Raw genomic sequence first — 22,663 nt, forward strand, 5'->3', positions numbered from 1 at the left:
TCAACACCCATCCCACGGAAGCTCTCCCTCGCCATCACCGGCAGGGCGAGTGACACTTTCGCTTTGTTCCGGGATGACATTATCGCTTTGCGCCTACACCACACGCTGCACGCTAACCTGACTTATGTCAGCAAATCGACTCTTCCGAGCGCTGCGCCTGCCGCCGACCAAGGCCCGACTCGGCCACCGGCAGGACAGAGTCCCGGCCTCAGCCGGATCGGGCCAGCCTGCAGGCCCGGGCCGCCGCCTGCGGGGACCCGGCCGGGTCACATGCGCGACCGCTTCAGAATAGAGGACTGGCCCGATCCGGCCGGCCTCGGGACAAGGGCGCAGCGGCAGCCGAGTCGGGCCGGGCCCGGGCGAAGCCCGGGACCGGGGTCAGGCGGCTTCGGCCGGGATGCCCGCACCGGTCAGCCGCGCCATGTCCTCGGAGGAGAGCGACAGAGACGCGGCCCGGGCGAAGCTCTCCACCTGCGCCACGCTCGTCGCCGAGGCGATCGGCGCCGAGACGCCCTCGCGCGCGATCAGCCAGGCCAGCGCCACCTCCGCCGGTTGCGCGCCATGCGCGCCCGCCACGTCGTCGAGCACGTCAAGGAGCCGCATGCCGCGCTCGGTGAGGTACTTTTCGACCATGCCGCCGCGCTGGCGGCCCTTCAGGTCGGCCTCGGAACGGTACTTGCCCGAGAGGAACCCGGCCGCCAGGCTGAAATAGGTCACCACCCCGATCTCCTTCTCGAGGCAGAGATCGCGCAACGGCCCCTCGAAGGCGGAACGGTCGTAGAGATTGTATTCCGGCTGGATCACCTGATAGGCCGGCAGGCCCTCGGCTGCCGCGGTCTCGAGCGCCGCGCCCAGCAGCGCCGCATCGTAGTTCGAGGCGCCGACCGCCTTGATCTTGCCCGCTTTCAGCAGCTTGTCATAGGCGCCCAGCGTCTCGGCATGGCCGGTCTCCGGATCCGGCCAGTGCGAGAAGTAGAGGTCGATGCTCTCGGTCTGCAGCCGCTCCAGCGAGCGCTCCACCGCCTTGAGGATCCAGGCCTCGGACAGGCCCTTCTCGCCCGGCCCGCCCATGTCGGAGCCGACCTTGGTGAAGAGCTTCACCTTCGCCCGCATCCCCGGGCGCGCGGCGAACCAGCGGCCGAGCACGGTCTCGGATTCGCCGCCCTTGTGGCCCTCGACCCAGGCGGAATAGACATCCGCCGTGTCGATCGCGTCGAAGCCGTGATCGACGAAGGCGTCGAGCACGCGGAAGCTCTCCGCCTCGTCCGCCGTCCAGCCGAGCACATTGCCGCCGAAGACGATCGGCGCGATCTCCATGCCGGTGCGGCCCAGTGTCTTCTTCTGCATTTCCGTTCTCCTTGCTGCGGTTCAGACCAGCGCGCCGCCGCCATCGACATAGACGGTGGCCCCGGTCATGTAGGGGTTGCCCATGAAGGCGAGCGCCTGGGTGGCGATCATCTCGGGCGTGCCGACGCGCCCCGCGGGGAGCTTCGCGGCCGCGCCCTCGAACATCGCCTTGCGGCCGTCGCCTTCGAGCGTGTCGTACATCTCGGTCTTCACCAGCCCCGGCGAGACGCAATTGACCCTGACCGGCGCGAATTCCAGCGCCAGGCCGCGGGTCAGCCCCTCGAGCGCGGCATTGATCGCGCCCTGGATCGCCGCGCCGGGCTTCGGCCGGATCGACAGGAAGCCCGAGGTCAGGGTCAGCGAGCCGCCCTCCTCGATCCGCGCGGCGCGGGCCAGCCGGTAGGCGCCCCAGAACTTGGAGTCGAAGGAGCCGTAGGCATCCTCCAGCGGCAGCTCCCGCACGGCGGCGACCTTCGTCGCGGCCGCCGAGCAGAAGACATGGCCGAAGGGCGCGCGGGCGGCGAAGAAGGCGTCGAGCCCGGCCGCGTCGCCGGTATCGAGCACCGCGCCCTCGGCGGTGCCGCCCAGCCGGTCGAGCGCGGCGTCGATCTTCTCCTGCGAGCGCGAGGCGATGGTCACATGGGCGCCCGCCGCGCGCGCGGCCTTTGCCACGCCGAAGCCGATGCCCGAGGAGCCGCCGAGCACGAGAACGGTCTTGTCCGCCAGCATCATTCCGCCGCCTCCGTCTCGCGGCGCGGCGCGGGCAGCCAGCGCGGCGCGGAGGGCGCGCCGTCATAGCGCACCGGCGAGGGCAGCGCCTCGAACTCGATCAGCAGCCCCCAGGGCGTCAGGCCGAAGCGGCCGCGATTGCCCGGGGCCTCCTCCTGGCCGGTCAGCGCATAGGGCCCCTCGAGCAGCTCGCCCCCGGCGGCGGCGAAGGCGGCGGAGGCCGCGTCGATATCCTCGACGGTGATGCTGAAATGGCTGATCCCGGTCTCCGAGATGCCGCCCTGGGCGGCGCCGGGCCGGTCGATCTCGAAGATCTCCAGATTGGCGCCATTGCCGAAGCGCAGCATCGAGACCGCGACGATGGCGGTGCCGCGGCGCAGGCCGTTCTTGGCCTCCAGCTCCGTGCCCGGCAGGGGCGCGCGGTCCTTCGAGGTCAGCGAGAACAGCACCTCGGTGCCGAAGGCGCGGGCGAAGAAGGCGACGGCGGCGTCGTGATCGGGCACGGTGATGCCGACATGCTCGATGCCGCGGAAATTTGCTTGGCTCATGGGATGATCTTCCTTTCCCGGAACTCGTTTACCAGACGCAGGAACATCGCTTCACTATCGACAACGGTTCCGAAGCCAGCCTGGCGGATCCGCGTGGTCGAGGAAATCACGTCCCAGTCGCAGTTGAAGATGAAATCGCCGAAGCCCCAGGCCGCGACCTTGTCGAAGGGCACGTCCGCGAGCCCGTATTTCGCCTTGATCCGCTCCCAGAGGGGGCCCTTGTCGGCCATCATTTCGCTCAGCGAGATCGGCATCGGTTCGCCCGGATCCATCTCCAGGCTGGCGGCGATCCGCTTCCACAGATGGCTCCAGCGGAAGACGTCGCCATTGGTCAGGTTGTAGGCCGTGCCGCCCGGCGCCCCGGTCGCGGCCCAGGCCGAGCCGCGCGCGAGCTGCGCGGCATCCGTCACCTGCGCGAGCTTGCCGTAGCAGGTGGCCGATCCGGGGAAGCGCAGCGGCAGGCCCAGTTCCTTGCAGATCGCCGCATAGACCGCGATCACCATCGCCAGGTTCATCGGATTGCCGATGGCGAAGCCGCAGACCACGTCGGGGCGCAGCACCACGCGGTCCCAGGCCTTGCCCTCGGAGTAGGCCGCCAGCCAGTCCTCCTGGTCGTAGTAGAACATCGGCGGCATCACGCGCGGATCGTCCTCGCGCGCGGGCGTCGGGAAGGCGCCCAGATGCGCGCCGTAGTATTTCGCGCCCTCGTAGAGCAGCACCCGCTGCAGTCCGGGCGAGGCCGCCTCGGCGGCGGTGACGCAGTTTTCCAGCATGGCGAGATTGACCGCCACCTGCGCCTGCATGTCCCGGCCTTCCTGGTAGGCAGCGTAGAAGACATGGGTGAAGGGACCGGCCCCGGCCAGCGCGGCGCGGGTGGCCTCCGCATCCTCCAGATCGACGGAAAGATAGCGCGCGCTGGTCTCGAAATCGGGGCTGCGGCGCGACAGCGCCGTCACCTCCCACCCCGCCTCGTCGGCCAGATGCGTCACCAGATTGCGCCCGATCACGCCAAGACCGCCCGCAACAAGGGCATGTGTCCGGGACATGGAATACCTCCTGAACTCGTTTCGCGGCCCAGAGGCCGCTGTTGCATCAGCTAGAATTCTGGCGCAGGAAAGAATGCCCGCCAGATGGCAAGATCTTTTCAGGGAAATCGAAGAATGGACGATCCAAGGCTGATGCGGCTCTTCGTGGCCATCGCCGAGCAGGGCTCGCTCTCGGCGGTGGCGCGCGGCTGGGGCGTGGCGCCCTCGACCGTGACCCACGGGCTGAAGCGGCTGGAGGAACGGCTGGGCGCGCAGCTGGTCCTGCGCTCCACCCGGCGGCTGTCGCTGACGCCCGAGGGCGCGCGCTTCCTCACCGATTGCCGCCGCATCCTGTCGGATCTGGAAGAGGTGATGTCGGGCTTCGCCGAGCGCGGCCCGCTCAAGGGCCAGATCCGCGTCACCGCTACGAACGATCTGGGCCGCCAGCGCATCGCGCCCCTGGTCCACAGCTTCATGGAGCTCAATCCCGGGCTGCTGGTGCAGCTCTTCCTGTCGGACACGGTGGTCGACCTGGTCGAGGGCGGCTTCGATTTCGGCATAAGAACCGGGCCCTTGCGGGATTCCGACCTGAAGGCGCGGCTGCTCTTGCGCGGCCGCAAGCGGGTCTGCGCGGCGCCCGCCTACTGGGACCGGCACGGCCGTCCCGAACATCCCCGCGACCTCGCGGAGCATGACTGCCTGACCCTGTCGATGCCCGGCGACACCCAGGCCTTCTGGGGCTTCCGCGACGGCGAGACCCGGTTCCGCCAGCGCGTCGCCGGCACGCGGCTGGTCAATGACGGCCAGGTGCTGCGCGACTGGGCGGTGGCCGGGGCGGGCGTCGCCTTCAAGTCGAGCTTCGACATCGCCGCCGATGTCGCCGCCGGACGGCTGGAGACCGTGCTCGACAGCTTCACCACCGAGTCGACCAATCTCTATGCCGTCTTCGCGCCCCGGGCGCAGGAATCCCGCCGCGTCCGCGCGCTGGCCGAGCATCTCTCCGACGGGCTCGCCGCCGCGGAGTGAGCCCCCGCAATTTTCCGTGACTGGACCGGCCCGCGGCGCGGGCCTACCTGAGCCCGGCCGCTCAGGCGGCGATTTCCCGTTCCTTTCCGGAGACCTGCGAGTGACATGAGTGACACGATCCTGCTTATCCTGGCCGCGCTGATCGTCGGCGCCTCGAAGGGCGGCCTGTCTTCCGCCGCTGCCATTGCCGTGCCGATGCTGGCGCTTTTCATGAGCCCGGTGAAGGCGGCCGCGACCCTCCTGCCCGTCTACATCGTCACCGACTGGATCGGCGTCTGGCTCTACCGGAAGCACTTCTCGAAGCGCAACGTGCTGATCCTGACGCCCGCGATCCTGCTGGGCGTCGCCATCGCCACGGTGATCACCCCCTACACGCCGGAATCGGCGCTGCTGATCTTCACCGGCTGCATCGGGCTCTGGCATATCGCGCGCAGCTGGCTGAAGCGCGGCGAGGAAGAGGCCGTGCCGCCCCGGGTCCTGCCCGGCATCTTCTGGGGCACGCTGACCGGCATCGCCAGCTTCATCACCCATTCGGGCGCCCCGCCCTCCCAAGCCTACCTGCTGCCGCAGAAGCTGCCCAAGCTGGACTTCGCCGGCACGATCGCGATCTCCTTCGCCATCGGCAACCTCGTGAAGCTCCCGGCCTATGCCGCCATCGGCCAGCTCGACGGGCTGAACTGGGGGCTGATCGCCGGGCTGGCGGCGGCCGGGGTCGCGGGCACCTATCTGGGCCGCTGGCTGACGCATCTGCTGCCCGAATGGCTCTACATGCGGACGATCCAGGTGATGCTGCTGATCCTGTCGGTGGTGCTGCTGGCCCGCGGCGGGCTGGAACTGGCCGGGATCGCCTGAGCTGGCACGGCGCATGCCTTGCCATTGCCGCTGCGGGGCGTAGGATGCGCCCCGCCCAGACCGGAGAGCTCCGCCATGTATACCGGCATCGTCCAGACCGTCGCCCCCGTCACCCGCCTCGAGCGGCACGAGGGCCATACCAGCTTCACCTTCGAGCTGCCGCCCGAGCGGCTCGCCGACCTGCAGATCGGCGGCAGCGTCGCGGTCGAAGGCGTCTGCCTTTCGGCCACCGCGATCGAGGGCACCCGCGTCAGCTTCGACGCCATGACCGCCACGCTGGAGCGCACCAATCTGGCCCGTCTCGAGGAAGGCGGCCGCGCCAATATCGAACGCTCGATGAAGATGACCGAGGAGAATGGCGGCCATCCGGTGGCCGGGCACATCTCCTGCACCGCCGAGCTGGTCGCGCTGAAGACCGAGGGCGCGGGCGCCTTCATCACCTTCCGCGTGCCGCAGCCCTGGGCGAAATACGTCTTCGACCGCGGCTTCCTGGCGGTGAATGGCTGCAGCCTGACCGTGGCCGAGGCCGAGGGCGACCTCTTCACCATCTACCTGATCCCCGAGACGCTGCGCCAGACCACCTTCCCCGACTACAAGGTCGGCGATCACGTCAATATCGAGGTCGACCACCAGACCAAGATCACCGTCGACGTGATGGAGCGCACGCTGGAACGGCTGCTGCCGCAGTATCTGGGCAAGGCCGGCGCCGCCGCCTGAGCCGCGCCCGCCCGGGCCGCTTGCGGTCCCGGCCCGCGCCCGCCCGCGCGGCAGGCCCGAGGGGCGTCTTGCCTGTCGGGCGGGGCTAGCAGCCCGGGCCGCGCGCCGCGGTCCTCTGCATGCGCCCCCTAGGGCCTGCTAGACGAAGACCGCGGTCAGCACGGCGCGCAGCGCGATCCCCGCGGCCGCGCCCAGCACCGCCTGCTTCCAGACCCGCGCCAGGAAGGGCAGAGCCGCCAGGAAGATCGCAAGCCCGGCCACGTCGAGCGACTGGAAGAGGAAGGAAGAGGCGGCGTTCAGCTCCTCTGCGGGGATCGCCAGGGCAGACTCCGGCGCCATCAGCAGGCCGACGACTGCGGTGTTCCCGGCGATCATCTTGGTTATGAAGGGCAGGATCAGCCCGCGGTCGATCCCCAGGAGCTCCATCGGCGGGGCCAGCAGCATCTCCAGCAGATGCACGCCGCCGACCATCACCAGGACCTCCACCGCGAAGAGCGTGACGATCAGCATCGGCGTCATCCCGGCGATGATCCTCAGCGCCTCCGAGCCGCCGCGGTTGATCGTGCCGATCACCGAGCGGTCGACCTTCTCGTCCTCGCCGCCATAGGTGTCCGGCCCGCGCGCGTCATCCAGCCCGCGGCCGAAAAGCCAGTGCACGCTGGCCGCGCCGCCGAGCGCGCCGATCAGCGAGATCGCGATGGTCGGGCCGATATCGAGCCCCAGCCGCACCAGCGGAAAGACCGCATTGGCCGGGGCGGTCGCCATGCAGGCGGCATAGGTCGCCGCCAGCCGGCGGTCGGAATGGCCGCGCGCCTGCATCATGGCGAGCACCGGCACCGGCGCCACGGCCGAGACGAACTGCGCCTGCAGGATCGCCAGCGCGCCGAGCCCGCCGAGCCCGAAGGCCCGCATCGGCCGCGCCAGCACCCGCTCCAGCCAGGCCAGGACGCCCCAGCCCTCGAAGAAGCGCAGGATGACCATCAGAACGACCATCAGCGGCATGAAGATGTAGAGCGCCGTGTAGAGCGCGTTCTCGCCTGCGGTCAGGACCGCATCGACCAGAGCTTCCATGGAGATTGCCCTTTCCGCCCGGATGAAGGGCATTCCCGTCTTGGCTACCGGGAGCCGCCGCGGGTTTCCAGCGCGCCGCGCGCATGGCCGCCATGCGGCCCGCGCAATATCGGTTCACCGGTGAAACCGGCTCAGCCGGTCAGGCCCTTGCGCAGCATGTTGCCCGCCAGCACCAGGATCGTCAGCGCGAAGACCAGCCGCAGATGCGCCGGGCTCAGCCGGTGGGCGAGCTTCACGCCCAGGGGCACGGTCAGCAGCGTCATCAGCGTGATCAGCACCACCGAGGGCAGGTTGACATAGCCCACGGTCAGCGGCGGCTTGTCCTCGATCCCCCAGCCGGTCGCCAGGAAGGTCAGGAAGGCGGGGATCGAGATCAGCATGCCGAAGCCCGGGCTGGTGCCCACCGCGCGGTGCGGCGGCACCGAATAGGCGGTCAGCAAGGGCACGGTGAAGGAGCCGCCGCCGATCCCCATCAGCGCCGAGAAGAAGCCGATCAGCCCGCCATAGGTGCCGCCGAGCGCGCGGCCGGGCAGCCGGTCCGAGATCCGCCAGCTGCGCTTGCCGAGCAGCATGTAGAGCCCGAGCGTCACGCCGATCGCGCCGAAGACCACCTGCAGCTGCTGCGAGCGCAAAGCCGCCGCCGCGAAGACGCCGAGCACCGCGCCGACGGCAATGAAGGGCCCCCAGTCGCGGATCAGCGTGCGGTCGACCGCGCCGCGCTTGGCATGGGCGGTGACCGAGCGCAGCGAAGTGAAGATGATCGTGCCGGTCGAGGTGGCGACGCAGATCTGCATCATCTGCGCGGGATGGTAGCCGAGCGCGTGGAAGGCATGGAAGAAGGCCGGGACCAGGATGATCCCGCCGCCGACGCCGAGCAGCCCCGAGATCACCCCGGCAATCGCGCCGGCGCCTGCGATGGTAGCGGCGAGGATCAGCAGATCCATCGGCGGGGCTCCTGCCGGGCGGGAAGAACTGGGACCATGGAAACCTCGTCGCGCTGCTGCGTCCTTGCTGTCCTGACGTCCTATACGCCGCTGCACTGCGGCGCGACCGCAATTCCGCGGATGCAGGGCGAGCTTGACGTGGCTGCAACCCTCGCGTCGCAGGGCCGGTCTCCGGGAGAGGTAAACCGCCAATGCCCGCGCCACGCCGTCAAGCGCGGCGCTCCGCGGCGAATGCCGGCCCGCTGATCTGATCTCCGGGACAGCTCCCGCGGCGGCCGGAAAGGCGCGCAGGACCGGACTGCCGGCCTATCCGGCAGGCGGCGCAGGCCCGGCATGGACCCTCGGTCGCGCAGGAGCGGACGCCCTTCCCATGGGGTGGCGCCATGCGTGCGCGCGGGCGGGCCCTGCAGCGGTCCTGCCCGGCCAGGGCGGCTCTCGATGCCCGGCGCGGCCGCCGTCTTCGCGCCGATCTGCACAGCGCCTGCTCGCCCCTGAGCGGAAGATCGCGCAGGCCCCTGCCCCGGCGGGCGCAATCCTGCCGGCCGGGGCCGCCTGCCGCGGGCGGCGCTGGACAGCCCGGCCGGGATGGGCAAGGCTGATCTGGCAGCGACAGGGGGGCCGCGCATGGCCGGGACCGTGGATCCGAGGATCGAGGCGTTCTTCGCCGCGGAAGGGCAGTGGCAGGCCGAGCTGGCCGCGCTGCGGGAACTCCTGCTAACCCGGCCTCTGGCCGAGGAATTCAAGTGGCGCGCGCCCTGCTACACGCTTGGCGGCGGCAATGTCGCCACGCTCTGGGGCTTCCGCGACCGCTGCGTGCTGTCCTTCTTCAAGGGCGTTCTGATCGACGATCCCGAGGGTCGGCTGGAGGCGCCGGGGCCGCATTCGCGCGCCGTGCGCATGATCGCCGTCACCGGCACCGGCGAGATCGCCGCGCGCGAGGACGAGCTCCTGAGCTTTCTCGACGCGGCCATCGCGCTGGAGCGCGCCGGCGCGAAGGTCGTCTTCGAGGAGGAGGACGGGCCCGAGATCCCGTCCGAACTGGCCGATGCGCTCGACGGCGATGCCGCGCTGGCCGCGGCCTTCGCCGCGCTCACCCCGGGACGGCAGCGCGGCTACATCCTCGACATCTCCCGCGCCAAGCGCGCCGCCACCCGCCGGGCGCGGATCGGCAAGCACGCCGCGCGCATCCTCGACGGCAAGGGGCTGCACGACCGCTGAGCCGTCACTCCTGGCCGATGAAGCGGGCATAGCGCGGATGCGCCGCGCACCAGTCGCGCGCCGCGCGTTCCGCCAGCGCGAAGACCTGGCCCGCCAGCTTGCGGCGCGCGCCGGTCAGATGGATGCAGCGCACCTCGAAGGGCGCCAGCGGCACCGTCACCGGCAGCTCGGCGAGGAAGCCCTGGGCGATCTCCTTCTCCAGCACCGCAAGCGGCAGCGCGGTGGCGCCGAAGCCCTGGCGCAGCATCTCGACGATGGTCGACATCGAATAGCCGAAATGCCGCGGCGCGGCGCGGTCGCGGGTCTCCTCGATATAGTCGGCCACCGGCGAATGCAGCGGCGAGGTCGGCGGGTAGAGCACCAGGGGCAGCGCGCGCAGCTCTTCGGGCGTCAGCGGCTTGCCGCCCGCCGCCACGTCGGGCCGCGCGACCCAGCCGACCTCGTAGCGCACGGCGAAGCTGCCCGGCACCTGCTCGATCCCCGCCTCGCCGGTGACGAAGGCCATGTCGAGCGCCCCGGCCGAGACCTGCGCCAGCAGCTCCATGTTCGAGCCGACATGGAAATCGGCCACCAGGTCGGGATCGGCGCGGCCGAGCTCGCGGCGCAGCACCGCGCCCCAGGTCAGCGCCGCGGGCCCGACCATGCCGATGGCAAAGCGGCTGCGGTGCTTCTGCGCCAGCCGCGCCACCATCGCCTCGCGCATGTTCATGAAGCGCTCGGCGAATTCGGCGACCTCGTGGCCCGGCCCGGTCAGGCAGAAGCGCGCCGCGTCGCGGTCGATCAGCTTGACACCGAATTCCTCCTCCAGCCCGCCGATCCGCGCCGAGACCGCCGGCTGGGTCAGCCCGATCCGGTCGGCCACCGCCTGGAAGGACTGCAGCCGGGTGAGCCAGTAGAAGGCCTCGAGCTGCTTGAAGTTCATTGCATGGCCTCCTGCCATAAAGCTTTTCTATCCGGGGCGCCAAAATTTCTGCTTTGACCGCCGGCGCCGCCGCAGGGAGAGTTCCCGGGACGTTCAAAGTGAAAGGACTGCCCGTGACTGTCGCCGTCTACCTGCCCTCCGAAGAGAAAAGCCGCGACTGGTGCGCGATGCTCGGCGGGCTGCTGCCCGGCTGGACGATCGAGTCCATGCATGATGTCGCGGATCCGGGCGCGGTCGAATACGGCGTGGTCTGGCGTCCCCGCACCGGCGACCTGGCCCGCTTCCCCAAGCTCAAGGCGATCGTCTCGATCGGCGCGGGCATCGACCATGTGCTGGCCGACACCGCCCTGCCCCAGGACGTGCCGATCATCCGCACCGTCGGCACCGACCTGACCCAGCGGATGCGCGAATACGTGGCGCTGCACGTGCTGCGCCATCACCGCAACATGCCCGACATCCTGGCCAGCCAGGCGAAGTCCGAGTGGAACCAGATCGTCGTGCCGCCGGCCACCCGCCGCCGCGTCGGCGTCATGGGGCTGGGCAATCTCGGCAAGGTCGCGGCGCAGACGCTGGCCGGGCTGGGCTTCGACACCCATGGCTGGGCGCGCAGCCCGCGCGAGGTCGAGGGCGTGACCTGCCATGCCGGGGCCGACGGCTTCGCCGGGTTCCTCGAGGGCACCGAGATCCTCGTCAACCTGCTGCCCCTGACCACCGAGACCCGCGGCATCCTCGATGCGGCGCTGTTCAACAAGCTCGCCCGCGGCGCCTGCGTCATCAATGCCGCGCGCGGCCCACATCTGGTCGACCAGGATCTGGTGGACGCGCTGGCCTCGGGGCAGATCGCGCAGGCGACGCTCGACGTCTTCCATGTCGAGCCGCTGCCCTCGGACCATCCGTTCTGGACCCATCCGCAGATCACCGTGACGCCGCATATCGCCTCGATGATCGACGCGCCGACCGGCGGGCAGATCATCGCCGCGAACCTGAAGCAGTTCGAGGCCGAGGGCAGCGTCCCCGACCTCGCGGATGCGCGCCGGGGATACTGAGCGCCTCACGCCGCGACGAGCCCCCGTGGCTTCGGCGCGGCGACCCTGCCGAACCGGCCCAGCCGGAACGGCGCGGGGTCGACGCAGGGGCTGTCGCCGGTCGCCAGATCGGCGGCCAGCCGCCCGGCCCCCGGGCCGATGCCGAAGCCATGGCCGGAATAGCCGGTCGACAGGACGAGCCCCGGAACCGGCGTCTCGGAGATCACCGGCACCGCGTCGGGGGTGACATCCATCATCCCCGCCCAGCTGTCGGCGACCTCGAGCGTGCCGCAACCCGGGAACCGCTTCGCCCATTCGCGGCGGGCGCGTGCCAAAAGCCGCTCGGTCGGCGCCGGGTTCCAGATGCGCCATTCCTCGGTTTCCATCGGCGAGGGGCCGGAGGGATCCCAGGTCCGGGGCATCCGCGCCTCGTCGAGGAAGCTGCGGCCAAGCTCCAGGCTCAGCTCGTGGCGGGTCTCGATCAGGCTCGGCAGGAAGCGGAAGAACATGCGGAAGCTGTCCGGCGTGATCTGCGCGGGCGAGCCGCCGCGATAGGCCAGGTTCAGCCCGCCGTCGAGCCGCGCGCGCACGCCGATCTCGCTGTCGCCGAGCGCCGTGGTCGGAGCCAGCGGCACCGGACCGGTGCGCATCACCGAGCCCTTGATCTTGAGGGTCGGCAGCCCGATCCCGAGATTGCCCGCAAACAGCCGCGACCAGGCGCCGCCCGCGAGGATCGCCGCCTTGCAGCGGATCACGCCCCGCTCGGTGATGACGCCCGAGACGGCCCCGGCCGAGGTTTCGAGGCCGCGCGCCGCGCAGCGGGTCAGGAGCGCGACCCCCCGGTCCTGCGCGGCGCGGGCCATGGCGGGCACCGCGATCGAAGGCTCGGCGCGCCCGTCATCCGGAGTGTAGAGAGCGCCCAGCACCGGCGGCGCGTGCTGCGGCATGAACTCCGCGAATTCCGACGGCGACAGCCAGCGGACGTTGATGCCGTGATCGCGGCAATTGGCGAGGCTGTCCTCCAGCACCCCCAGCTCGCGCCGGTTATAGGCGGTATAGACCACCCCGGTGCGGCGGAAGCCGGTCTCGCGCCCGGTGCGCTGCGCCATCTGGTCCCAGAGCGACAGCGACAGCACGCCCAGCGGGAATTCCGCCCGGTCGCGGCCCGAGCAGCGCACCCAGCCCCAGTTGCGGCAGGACTGCTCGGCGGCGATCTCGCCTTTTTCCACCAACGCCACGCGCTGGCCGCGCTCGGCCAGCTCCAGCGCCGCCGTGACGCCGGCAATGCCGCCGCCGATCACCACCGTATCGACCTCCTCCGGCATCTGCGGAGAAGGCGCGACAATATCAAGTTGAGGATGCATCAGAACCCCGGTTCGTAGCGCCAGTTGACCAGAAGCTCCGCCACCGCGGCGGAGTTCGGCATCTGGATGACATGCGCGACGAGCTTTGCAAGATCCTCGGGCTGGGTGATCTCCGCGCGGTCAAGCTCGTCATGCTTCACGGTCATGTCGGTGGCGACGAAGGCCGGGCAGACGGCGGTGCCGCGCACCCCCTGGTCCCAGCCGGTGCGCCGCGCGGCATTCGACAGCGCGACGGCGGCGTGCTTGGCCACCTGGTAGCCGGCATTCAGGCCCAGCACCCGCTTGCCCGACATCGAGGCGACGGTGACGATCCGGCCCGCGCCGCTGGCGCAGAGATGCGGCAGCGCCGCGCGGGTCAGGAGGAAGGGCGCCTTGACGTTGATCGCCAGCAGCCGGTCGAGCACGGCCTCGGCCTCCTCGTCCGGGAGCGGCGGTTCCTCCATCAGCGCCAGGTGGTCGGAGACGCCGGCATTGTTCACCAGCACGTCAATCCGCCCGGCCACGGCCATCGTCGCCTCCACCCAGGCGCGGCCCGCCCCCGGATCGGCCGCGTCATAGGCGAAGCTGAGCTCGGTGAAATGCTCCAGATCCTTCGGCAGGCGGCGGGGATCGCGGACGCCGAGCGACAGCCGGTAGCCCGCCCCGGCCAGCTCGCGCGCGATCGCGAGGCCGATGCCGCGATTGGCGCCCGAGACCATGGCGAGCTTCATTGCAGCCCCCCCTGCCCGGCGGTCAGATCGGCATGGAAGCAGGCGGTGCGGCGCTCGGGCCCGACGGTTTCCAGGGGCGGCACGGCACTGGCGCAGTCCCCGGTCGCCAGCGCGCAGCGGGTGCGGAAGGCGCAGCCCGAGGGCGGGTTGGCCGGGCTCGGAAGCTCGCCGTCGAGCACCTTGCCGGTCTCGCCCGCGGGCCGCTTCAGCGAGGGCGTCGCGGCCAGCAGCGCCTGGGTATAGGGGTGACGCGGCGCGGTGAAGATCTGCTCCGCCGGGCCCTCCTCGACGATCCGGCCGAGATACATCACGACGACCCGGGTGCACAGATGGCGCACCACATGCAGGTCGTGGCTGATGAAGAGCATGGCGAGGTCTAGCTCTTCGCGCAGATCGGCGAGCAGGTTGACGATCTGCGCCTGGATCGACACGTCGAGCGCCGAGACCGGCTCGTCGGCGACGATGAAATCGGGCCGCGGGGCAAGCGCCCGGGCGATGGCGATGCGCTGGCGCTGCCCCCCCGAGAATTGCGAGGGCCGCCGCGGCGCGACGGAGGGGGCGAGCCCCACGAGGGTCAGGAGCCGCGCGACCTCTGCCGGGATCTCCGCCGCCGGGACGACATCGTGGTTCCGCAGCCCGTCGGCGATCTGCGCGCCGACCGAGCGGCGGGGATCGAGGCTGCCGAACGGGTCCTGGAAGACCAGCTGCATGCGCTTGCGCATCTGGCGGCGATGGGCGCCCTTGAAGTCATGCAGGTACTTCCCCTCGAAGCGCACGCCGCCGCCGGTGGGGCTGTCGAGGCCGAGGAGGATGTTGCCGAGCGTGGACTTGCCGCAGCCGGACTCGCCGACGACGCCGACGGTCTCGCCGCGCGAGATCGACAGGTTGATGCCGCGCAGCGCCCAGACATCGCGCTTGGCGCCGACCCAGCCGGAGCGCGAGGGGAAGTTGCGGGTCAGCTCGAGGGCTTCGATGACGGGGCTCATGCGACATCCTTCCAGAGATCGGCCCAGCGGAGGCAGCGCGTGGTGCGGCCCTCGCCGGTGTCAAGCAGCGGCTGCGGCGCCGCGCAGGCGGCCGCGGCATGGCCGCAGCGCGGGGCGAAGCGGCAGCCTTCGGGCATGGCGCCGGGCTGCGGCACGGTGCCGGGGATCGACTCCAGCCGCTCGGCATCGCTTTCCGGGACCGAGGCCAGCAGCGCCTTGGTATAGGGGTGGCGGGGATCGGCGAAGACCTCCTCCACCGTGCCCTGCTCCACCACCTGGCCGGCATACATCACCGAGACATGGGTGGCGATTTCCTTCACCACGGCGAGGTTGTGGGTGACGAAGATCACCCCCATGCCGGGATTGTCCTCTTTCAGCTTGGCGAAGAGTCGCAGGATCTGCGCCTGGATCGTCGGGTCGAGCGCGGTCGTCGGCTCGTCGGCGATCAGGAGCTTCGGCGCGTTCGCGACCGCCATGGCGATCATCGCGCGCTGGCGCTGCCCGCCCGACAGCTCGAAGGGATAGGCGCGGATGCGGCGCTCGGGATCGGGGATGCCGACCTTGCGCAGAAGCTCGACCACCTCGGCCTCGGCCTGCTGCTTCGGCATCGGCCTGTGGCACTGGATGATCTCGGCCAGCTGGTCGCCGATCCGGTGGACCGGGTTCAGCGCGGCGGCGGCATCCTGGAAGACCATCGAGATGTCGTTGCCGCGCAGCGGGCCGAACTCCTCCTCGGTCAGGGCGGCCAGGTCGACCACCCCGGCTTCGGTGCGGAACCAGGCATGGCCGCCGGTGACCGACAGCGCGTTCGGCAAAAGCCCGGTCATGGCGAGCCCGGTCAGGGTCTTGCCCGAGCCGCTTTCGCCGACCAGCGCCATGGTCTCGCCAGGCTTCACCTCGAAGGCGATGCCCTTGGTCAGCCCCATGGAGCCCTGCTCCAGAGCGACGCCGACCGACAGATCCTCGATCTTCAGGAGCGGCACCTCGGGCGCGGGGGCGTCGGGCGTGCGCTTGATCTGGCGGCGCAGCCAGGCCGCCCCGCCGCGGGCGGCGGTCTTGGGGCTGAGCACGTCCTGCAGCCGGTCGCAGATGACGTTGAGCAGCAGCACGGTGCCTGCCAGCGCCAGCGACGGCCAGAGCAGCAGCAGCGGCTGCTGGTCCATCGCGGCGCGCGCGGCGCGGATCATCAGGCCCCAGGAGGGCGCCGGCGGCACGACGCCGAGACCGAGGAAGGAGAGGCCGGATTCCAGCAGGATCCCCGAGGCCACGGTCAGCGAGAACTGCACCAGCAAGGGCGGCACGATGTTCGGCAGCACGGTGCGGGCGAGGATCTTCAGCGGATGGGTGCCCATCGCCTCCTGCGCCTTGACGAAGTCGAGCCCGCCGGTCTGCAGCGTCGCGGCATAGACCACGCGGGTGTAGTTCGGCACGAAGAGGATGGTCAGCGCCACGGTCAGCGTCAGCACGCCCGCGCCGAGGATGGTGATGACCAGCATCGCCAGCAGCAGCGGCGGCAGGCAGATCACGATCTCGGTGGAGCGGACGGCCAGCACCTCGGTGATGCCGCGGAAATAGCCGCCCAGAAGCCCGAGGATGGTGCCGATCACGGCGGCGCAGAAGGCCGAGCCGAAGGCGACCGCCAGCGAGGCGCGCGCGCCCCAGATGATGCGCGAGAGCACGTCGCGGCCGTATTCGTCATTGCCCAGCCAGTTCGCGGCCGAGGGCCCGGCGAAGCGGTGGGGGATGTCCATGCCGATGGTCGGCTGCAGCGGTAGCACGGGCGCGAGAAGCGGGAAGGCGATCAGGACCGCTGCCAGTCCCAGCCAGATGTAGAGGGAACGTTGAGCTCGGGTCATTTCGCCAGTTTCACCCTTGGGTCGAGCACCGCGTAGGTGATGTCGATGAGAAGATTGAGGAGCACGAAGAGGAAGGAGATCACCAGCACGATGCCGACCACTTCGGGGTAGTCGCGGGCCTCGACGGCGCGCACCAGGTAGCCCGAGAGGCCGGGCCAGTTGAACACGTATTCCACGAGGACGGTGCCGCCGATCAGCGTGCCCATCTCCAGCCCCAGGACGGTGATGACCGGGACCAGCGCGTTGCGGACGACATGGCGGCGGATGATCGGGCCGCGGGCCAGGCCCTTGGCGCGGGCGGTGCGGACATGATCCTTCTCCAGCACTTCCAGCACCGAGGCGCGGGTCATGCGGATCATCACGGCGGTCAGGGGCAGCGCGATGGTCACGGCGGGCATGGCGAGCAGCGACAGGTGGCGCAGCGGATCCTCGGCCAGCGGCACGTAGCCGCCCGCGGAGATCCAGCCCAGCCATTGCGCGAAGACCAGCACCAGCGTCGTGCCGACCACGAAGACCGGGGTCGAGAGCGCGGCGGAGGCGAGCAGCGAGACCAGCTTCTCCGACCAGCCGCCGTCGCGCATCGCCGCGAGCGTGCCGAGCGGCACGCCGATCAGGCTGGCGATCACCGCGGCGGCGAGGATCAGCTCCAGCGTGCGCGGCAGGCGCAGCGCCAGCTCGGGCGCGATCGGGTTCTGGTCGCGCAGCGAGACGCCGAAATCCAGATGCGTCAGGTCGGCGATATACGCGGCGTATTGCGCCAGGACAGGGCGGTCGAGCCCCATCTGCGATCGCAGCTGGGCGACAGCCTCGGGGTCGGGCGCGGTATTGCCCGCGGAAAGCAGCAGCTCGGCCGGATCGCCGGGCACGAGATGGAGCACCAGAAAGACCAGCGTGGAAACCAGCCAGACCAGCACGAGCGCGATGAGCACGCGGAGGGCGACGTAGCGGAGCATCGGTGCGGCGTGTCCGTTCCTAGAATTCAGGGGCCCCCGCCCGGGAGGTCAGCGGGCGGGGGCGGAGGGGCTCAGCCCTTTGCGGTCTCTTCCAGCGTGACGCCGGAATAGAAGGTCAGCTGGCCGGGCAGGTTCGAGAAGCCGGTGACGGTCGAGGCCATGGCATAGCCCTGGGCGCGCGAGCACAGGAACACGCAGGGCGACTGCTCGATCGCGGCGGCCTCCATGTCGTGGTAGATCTGCTTGCGCTCGGCCTGGTCGAAGGTCACGCGGCCCTTGTTCAGCGCCTCGGTGATCGCCGGGACCTCGATGCCGAAGCTGCGCACGAAGCTGGGCTTGGCGGAGCCGTCCATGATCGTGGTCAGCCCGTCGGGGTCGTTCATGTCGGCCGAGGTGCCCATCACGGCGATGTCGTACTGGCCCTCGTTGCCCTTCTGCACGCGGGTCGACCAGTCCGGCAGGTCGAGCGTCACGTTGATGCCGATCATCATCAGGTAGGCCTGCGCGACCTCTGCGGTCGACTGGTGCATGCCGTATTGCGCGGTCGAGAGCATCGTGCAGTCGAACCCGTCGGGATAGCCGGCCTCGGCCAGCAGCGCCTTGGCCTTCTCGGGATCGTAGTCCCAGCCGTCCGCCAGGTCCTCGTTGAAGAAGGGCGAGGATTCGTCGAGCGGCAGATGCGCCAGCGGCGCGCCATGGTCGTAGAAGGCCGCGGCCACCACGTCCTCGCGCTTGATCGCATGGCCGATCGCCTTGCGCACCAGCGGGTTGTCGAAGGGCGCCTTGGTGCCGTTGAAGGTCAGGTACATGAACGGACCCGGCACGGTGTTCAGGGTCAGCGCGTCGTTTTCCTCGATCCGCTCCATCGCGGCCCAGGGCACGTATTCGATGATGTCCACATCGCCGGCCTCGAGCGCGGCGACGCGCAGGTTCTCGTCGGAATAGACGATGGCCTCGATGCCGTCGACCTTGGGCTCGCCTTCCTTGTAGTAGCCGTCATAGGCGGTGACCTTGACGGAGACGCCGCGCTCCAGGCTGTCGAACTTGAACGGGCCAGCGCCGATGGTGGAGGTCGCCTCGGCGCCGTCCTGCAGGATCGGCATGTGGTAATGCGCGAACCAGTCCGGGACCACGGCGATCGGCTCGGCCGTGGTCAGCTTGACGGTCTTCTCGTCCGGGGTCTCGATCTTGGTAATCGAGGCCATCTGCGCGCGGCGGAAGGCGGTGCTGTCCTCGGCGCCGACGGTCTCGATGGTGTATTTCACGTCCGCCGAGGTGACCGGCTTGCCGTCATGGAAGGTCGCGTCGCGCAGCTTGAAGGTCCAGACGCCCGCGTCGTCGACCTCCCAGCTTTCCGCCAGCTCGCCGCGCAGCACGCCCTGCGGGTCGTAGGAGGTCAGGCCGCGATGGATCATCAGCTTGACGGTGCCCGCGGCGGTGCCGGTCGAGGCCCACATGTCGAAGGAGGGCGGATAGGCCGAAAGTCCGAAACGCAGCGTGCCGCCTTCCTGCGCGCGCAGACCGGCCGCGCCGAGGAAAGTCAGCGTGCCGGTGGCCATGGCGGTGTTGAGGAAGCCCCGCCGGTTCATTTTCATGGTCATCTCTGTCGCTCCTGTCGGTGTGATGGCGGGGCCTTGGCCGGCCCCATCCGGTTTATCCTTGCGCTTGTCGCAACTCAGGCTGTCGCGATCCTGTCGCGGGCGTCGCGCGCCCTATCCTCGTCCGCCCGCTCGGCCGCCGGGCCGTAGCCGCCGCCGCCGGGCGAGACCACTTCCAGCACGTCGCCCGCCTTCATGATGCCGTCGCCGCGGGTGAAGCTGTCATTGGTCACGGTGAAGCGGCTGCCGCCCCCTGCCCCGCCGCCGAGCAGCCCCCAGCTGCGGCTGTCGGTGCGGGCGATGTCGACGGAGACGCGGCAGTCCTCGGTCGCGCGGTAGACCCGGCGCAGCCCCATGCCGCCCCGCCAGGCGCCCTCGCCGGCGGAGCCGTCGACCAGCTCGTAGCGGGTCAGCACCAGCGGGTATTCCAGCTCCAGCGCCTCGACGGGCAGGTTCGAGGTATTGGTGGTGTGGACATGGATGCCGTCGAGCCCGTCCGCGCCGCGGCGCGCGCCGCCGCCGCCGCCGATCGTTTCCAGGTAGACCCAGAGATTGCCCTTCTCCGGTCCGCTCTCGCGGGTGCCGGCGAAGACCGCCACCGTGCAGGCGGAGTTGGTGCAGGCCATCGCGCGCTCGGGCACGGCCCGGGCCAGCGCGCCGAGCACGAGGTCGGCGACGCGCTGGCAGGTCTGCACCCGGCCGTTCACCGGGGCGGGATGCGCGCAGTTCAGGATCGAGCCCTTGGGCGCCGCCACGGTCAGCGGCCGCGACAGGCCGGAATTGGGCAGGATGGTCGGATCGACCACGGATTTGACGATGTAGTAGACCGTCGCCAGCAGCGCGGTCATCGTCATGTTGATGCCCGCGCGCACCTGCGGCGGCGCGTCGAAGTCGAGATCCATGGTCTCGCCCTCGATCTTCACCGTCACCTTCAGGGGCATCGGCTCGTCGATGTCGATCCCGTCGAAGACATCCTCGAAGGAATAGGTGCCGTCGGGCAGCTGCGCGATCCCGGCGCGCATCTTGCGCTCCGCGTAGTCGAGCAGCTCCTCGCCCGCGGCCAGCACCGTGCCGAGCCCGTGCTTTTCGCAGAGCCCCTGGAAGCGGCGCACGCCGACCCGGTTCGCCGCCATCTGCGCGCGCAGATCCGACAGGCGCTCGCGCGGCACCTGGCAGTTCAGGAGCACCAGGTCCTGCACGTCCTTCTGCAGCTTGCCCGCGCGGTAGAGCCGGATCGGCGGGATGCGCAGGCCCTCCTGGTAGATGTGCTCGTGGCCGCGATCGGCGAAATCCGAATGGTGCGCGAGGTTGACGGTCCAGGCCGCCAGCGCGCCGTCGACGAAGATCGGCTCGGCCAGCACGATGTCCGGCAGGTGGGTGCCGCCGCCCATATAGGCGTCGTTGCCGATGAAAACATCGCCCGGCTGCATGTCCTCGATATCGTGCAGCTCCAGCACTTTGGGCACGAATTCGATGAAGGAGCCGAGGTGGATCGGGATGTGCTCGGCCTGGCAGAGCGTCCGGCCCTCGCGGTCGAAAAGCGCGGTGGAGCAGTCGCGCCGCTCCTTGATGTTGGTCGAGTAGGAGGCGCGCACCAGCGCCTCGCCGGTCTCGTCGACGATGGAGGAGAGCGCGGATCCGATCACTTCGACGGTGATCGGATCGAGCGTGGCCGGGCGGTCGCCGGCCGGTGTTTCGAGACGGGTCATGCGAGGTCCAGGATCAGGTTTTCGAAGGCGTCGACACGGGCGGAGACGCCCGGCGGCACTAGGGTGGTGGTGTCCATCTGCTCGACCACGGCCGGGCCCTGGAACGCCATGCCCGGGGCCAGCTTCTCGCGGTCGTAGATCGGGCTTTCGGTGAAGGCGCCGGTTTCCGGATACCAGATCTCGCGGGCGCCGATGATCGCCGAGGCGGCTTCGGGCGCGCCCAGCGGGCGCTCGGGCAGCTCGGCCTTGCCGACGAGGCCCATCGCCTCGGCGCGGAAGGTCACGGCGTTGATCTTCTCGCCTTCCGCGGTGAAGCCGTAGAGCCGCTCGTGCTCGGCCTCGAAGCCCGCGATCAGCGCCGCGAGGCTCTCCAGCCCGAACGTGCCGGGCGCGACCGGGACCGACAGCTCGTAGTTCTGGCCCTCGTAGCGCACGTCGATCGTCAGGATCACCCGGCGGGCATCCTCGGCGATGCCCTCGGCCTCGAACCACGCGCCGGCCCGCGCCGCGACCTCGGCCAGCGCGGCCTGGATCGCCGGGATCGAGCCGTCGACCAGCGGCGTCAGCCGCGTCACCGGGAAGCTCGCCCGCAGGTCGGTCAGCAGGAGCCCCATCGCGCAGAGCGTGCCGGGCGTGCGCGGCACCAGAACGCGGGTCATGTCCAGCTCCTGCGCCAGCCGCACCGCATGCAGCGGCCCGGCCCCGCCGAAGGCCATCAGCACGTAGTCGCGCGGGTCGTAGCCGCGCTGCACCGAGATCACCCGGATCGCGCGCGCCATGTTCGCCGTGACGACCGAGATGATGCCCTGCGCCGTCTCCATCGTGCCGAGCCCCAGCCGGCCGGCCATCTTGCCGATCGCGTCCATGGCCAGGTCGCGATGGACCGCCATGCGGCCGCCGAGGATATGGGTCGGGTTCAGAACCTGCAGCGCGATATTCGCGTCGGTCACGGTCGGCTCGTCATTGCCCTTGCCGTAGCAGACCGGCCCCGGATCGGCGCCCGCGCTCTGCGGCCCGACCTTGAGGAAGCCGCCGGTGTCGATCCGCGCGATCGAGCCGCCGCCGGCCCCCACGGTGTGGATGTCGAGCATCGGCGCCTTGATCGGATAGCCGTGGACCACCGCTTCGCTGGCCTGGCTGGTCGCCCCGCCGGTCATCAGCGCCACGTCCGAGGAGGTGCCGCCCATGTCGAAGGTGATGATGTCCGGGAAGCCCGCCTGGGTTCCCAGCGCCTCGGCGGCGACAACGCCGGTCGAGGGGCCCGACAGCACGGTGCGCACCGGCGCGTCGGCGGCCGACTCGAAGCTCGCCACGCCGCCATTCGACTGGGTCAGGTGCGGCGCGGATTTCAGCCCCAGCTCGTCGAGGCGCAGCGACAGGCGGTGGATGTAGCGGTGCATCAGCGGCCCGAGATAGGCATTGACCGTCGCGGTCGAGAGCCGCTCGAATTCGCGGAACTCGGGGGCGATCTCGTGGCTGGTGCATAGGAAGGCGCCGGGCAGGATCTCTGCGACGATCTCCTTGGCGCGCTGCTCGTGCGCGGGGTTGATGAAGGCGTAGAGGAAGCAGATCGCGACCGCCTCGACCCCTTCGGCCCTCATCTCCTCCGCCGCGGCGCGCACCGCGTCCTCGTCGAGCGGCAGCTCGACCTCGCCGGTATGCAGCAGCCGCTCCGGCACGCCGAAGCGCAGGTGCCGCGGCACCAGCGTCAGCGGCTTGTCGGCGAAGATGTCATAGAGGCTCGGGCGCTTCTGGCGTCCGATTTCCAGCAGGTCGCGGAAGCCGTCGGTGGTGATCAGCCCGACCTTGGCGCCGCGATGCTGGATCAGCGCATTGGTGGCGACCGTCGTGCCATGGCCGAAATAGCCGATCTCGGCCAACGGGGCGTCGGTCGCGCCGCCATGGACGCGCATCCCCTCCTCGACCCCCTGGGCGATCCCGCGGGACGGATCGTCCGGCGTCGAGGAGACCTTCCAGATCTTCACCCGGCCCTCGGTCTCGTCGAACATGCAGACATCGGTGAAGGTCCCGCCACTGTCCACGCCCACGCGCCACTTGCCCAT

The 22,663-nt window shown here is 70.2% G+C and carries 20 protein-coding genes; 5 read left to right on the top strand and 15 right to left on the bottom strand.

The window, feature by feature from the left end:
- Positions 1 to 378: 378 nt before the first annotated feature.
- From FGX59_RS06700 to FGX59_RS06715, 4 genes are read right to left on the bottom strand one after another with little or no spacing between them, the layout of a single operon-like run.
- The gene (locus FGX59_RS06700) at positions 379 to 1,347 is read right to left on the bottom strand and encodes an aldo/keto reductase (protein ID WP_138465758.1); all 969 of its coding nucleotides are present in this window, start codon (positions 1,345 to 1,347) and stop codon (positions 379 to 381) included.
- Positions 1,348 to 1,368: 21 nt separating this feature from the next.
- Positions 1,369 to 2,079, bottom strand: a complete 711-nt coding sequence (locus tag FGX59_RS06705) for an SDR family oxidoreductase (RefSeq protein ID WP_138465759.1) — start codon at positions 2,077 to 2,079, stop codon at positions 1,369 to 1,371.
- The gene (locus FGX59_RS06710) at positions 2,076 to 2,624 is read right to left on the bottom strand and encodes a VOC family protein (protein ID WP_138465760.1); all 549 of its coding nucleotides are present in this window, start codon (positions 2,622 to 2,624) and stop codon (positions 2,076 to 2,078) included. Before FGX59_RS06710 ends, FGX59_RS06705 begins: the two co-directional genes overlap by 4 nt.
- A complete protein-coding gene (locus FGX59_RS06715) occupies positions 2,621 to 3,670 on the bottom strand; it encodes an SDR family oxidoreductase (RefSeq protein WP_138465761.1) in 1,050 nt (349 codons plus the stop codon). The genes FGX59_RS06710 and FGX59_RS06715 overlap by 4 nt, the downstream gene beginning before the upstream one ends.
- Positions 3,671 to 3,784: 114 nt before the next feature.
- Here FGX59_RS06715 and FGX59_RS06720 point away from each other — a divergent pair, with 114 nt between their 5' ends.
- From FGX59_RS06720 to FGX59_RS06730, 3 genes are all read left to right on the top strand, one after another.
- On the top strand, positions 3,785 to 4,675 hold the full coding sequence (locus FGX59_RS06720) for a LysR family transcriptional regulator (RefSeq protein WP_138465762.1): 891 nt from the start codon (positions 3,785 to 3,787) through the stop codon (positions 4,673 to 4,675).
- 105 nt (positions 4,676 to 4,780) lie between these two features.
- Complete coding sequence (locus FGX59_RS06725; protein WP_138465763.1) at positions 4,781 to 5,527, top strand: sulfite exporter TauE/SafE family protein; 747 nt, start codon at positions 4,781 to 4,783, stop codon at positions 5,525 to 5,527.
- 75 nt (positions 5,528 to 5,602) lie between these two features.
- Positions 5,603 to 6,244 carry a riboflavin synthase subunit alpha gene (locus FGX59_RS06730; protein ID WP_138465764.1) on the top strand — a complete coding sequence of 214 codons (642 nt, stop codon included), beginning with the start codon at positions 5,603 to 5,605 and terminating at the stop codon, positions 6,242 to 6,244.
- A 138-nt stretch (positions 6,245 to 6,382) separates the two neighbouring features.
- On the opposite strand, the gene FGX59_RS06735 is transcribed toward FGX59_RS06730, so the two are convergent.
- Positions 6,383 to 7,315, bottom strand: a complete 933-nt coding sequence (locus FGX59_RS06735) for a nucleoside recognition family protein (RefSeq protein ID WP_138465765.1) — start codon at positions 7,313 to 7,315, stop codon at positions 6,383 to 6,385.
- Positions 7,316 to 7,446: 131 nt separating this feature from the next.
- The gene (locus FGX59_RS06740; protein WP_138465766.1) at positions 7,447 to 8,259 is read right to left on the bottom strand and encodes a sulfite exporter TauE/SafE family protein; all 813 of its coding nucleotides are present in this window, start codon (positions 8,257 to 8,259) and stop codon (positions 7,447 to 7,449) included.
- A gap of 624 nt (positions 8,260 to 8,883) precedes the next feature.
- On the opposite strand from FGX59_RS06740, the gene FGX59_RS06745 reads away from it, so the two are divergent.
- Complete coding sequence (locus tag FGX59_RS06745) at positions 8,884 to 9,477, top strand: YdeI/OmpD-associated family protein (protein WP_138465767.1); 594 nt, start codon at positions 8,884 to 8,886, stop codon at positions 9,475 to 9,477.
- 4 nt (positions 9,478 to 9,481) lie between these two features.
- Here the strand turns inward: FGX59_RS06745 and FGX59_RS06750 are convergent, their stop codons facing one another.
- A complete protein-coding gene (locus FGX59_RS06750) occupies positions 9,482 to 10,399 on the bottom strand; it encodes a LysR family transcriptional regulator (protein ID WP_138465768.1) in 918 nt (305 codons plus the stop codon).
- Between the two features lie 113 nt (positions 10,400 to 10,512).
- Here FGX59_RS06750 and FGX59_RS06755 point away from each other — a divergent pair, with 113 nt between their 5' ends.
- Positions 10,513 to 11,445 carry a glyoxylate/hydroxypyruvate reductase A gene (locus FGX59_RS06755; RefSeq protein ID WP_138465769.1) on the top strand — a complete coding sequence of 311 codons (933 nt, stop codon included), beginning with the start codon at positions 10,513 to 10,515 and terminating at the stop codon, positions 11,443 to 11,445.
- Between the two features lie 5 nt (positions 11,446 to 11,450).
- On the opposite strand, the gene FGX59_RS06760 is transcribed toward FGX59_RS06755, so the two are convergent.
- From FGX59_RS06760 to FGX59_RS06795, 8 genes are all read right to left on the bottom strand, one after another.
- On the bottom strand, positions 11,451 to 12,788 hold the full coding sequence (locus FGX59_RS06760; RefSeq protein ID WP_138465770.1) for an FAD-binding oxidoreductase: 1,338 nt from the start codon (positions 12,786 to 12,788) through the stop codon (positions 11,451 to 11,453).
- Entirely contained in the window at positions 12,788 to 13,498 is a 711-nt protein-coding gene (locus tag FGX59_RS06765; protein ID WP_206078298.1) for an SDR family NAD(P)-dependent oxidoreductase, read from the bottom strand. Before FGX59_RS06765 ends, FGX59_RS06760 begins: the two co-directional genes overlap by 1 nt.
- Positions 13,495 to 14,484 carry an ABC transporter ATP-binding protein gene (locus FGX59_RS06770; protein ID WP_138465771.1) on the bottom strand — a complete coding sequence of 330 codons (990 nt, stop codon included), beginning with the start codon at positions 14,482 to 14,484 and terminating at the stop codon, positions 13,495 to 13,497. The genes FGX59_RS06765 and FGX59_RS06770 overlap by 4 nt, the downstream gene beginning before the upstream one ends.
- Entirely contained in the window at positions 14,481 to 16,340 is a 1,860-nt protein-coding gene (locus FGX59_RS06775; RefSeq protein WP_138465772.1) for a dipeptide/oligopeptide/nickel ABC transporter permease/ATP-binding protein, read from the bottom strand. Before FGX59_RS06775 ends, FGX59_RS06770 begins: the two co-directional genes overlap by 4 nt.
- Entirely contained in the window at positions 16,337 to 17,293 is a 957-nt protein-coding gene (locus tag FGX59_RS06780; protein ID WP_138465773.1) for an ABC transporter permease, read from the bottom strand. The genes FGX59_RS06775 and FGX59_RS06780 overlap by 4 nt, the downstream gene beginning before the upstream one ends.
- 71 nt (positions 17,294 to 17,364) lie before the next feature.
- Entirely contained in the window at positions 17,365 to 18,894 is a 1,530-nt protein-coding gene (locus tag FGX59_RS06785; RefSeq protein WP_138465774.1) for an ABC transporter substrate-binding protein, read from the bottom strand.
- Positions 18,895 to 18,968: 74 nt separating this feature from the next.
- Positions 18,969 to 20,600: a hydantoinase B/oxoprolinase family protein gene (locus FGX59_RS06790; protein WP_138465775.1), complete on the bottom strand. Its 1,632-nt coding sequence runs from the start codon at positions 20,598 to 20,600 to the stop codon at positions 18,969 to 18,971.
- Positions 20,597 to 22,663, bottom strand: a complete 2,067-nt coding sequence (locus tag FGX59_RS06795) for a hydantoinase/oxoprolinase family protein (protein WP_138465776.1) — start codon at positions 22,661 to 22,663, stop codon at positions 20,597 to 20,599. The genes FGX59_RS06790 and FGX59_RS06795 overlap by 4 nt, the downstream gene beginning before the upstream one ends.

Source organism: Poseidonocella sp. HB161398, from assembly GCF_005870025.1.
Classification (GTDB): Bacteria; Pseudomonadota; Alphaproteobacteria; order Rhodobacterales; family Rhodobacteraceae; genus Mangrovicoccus.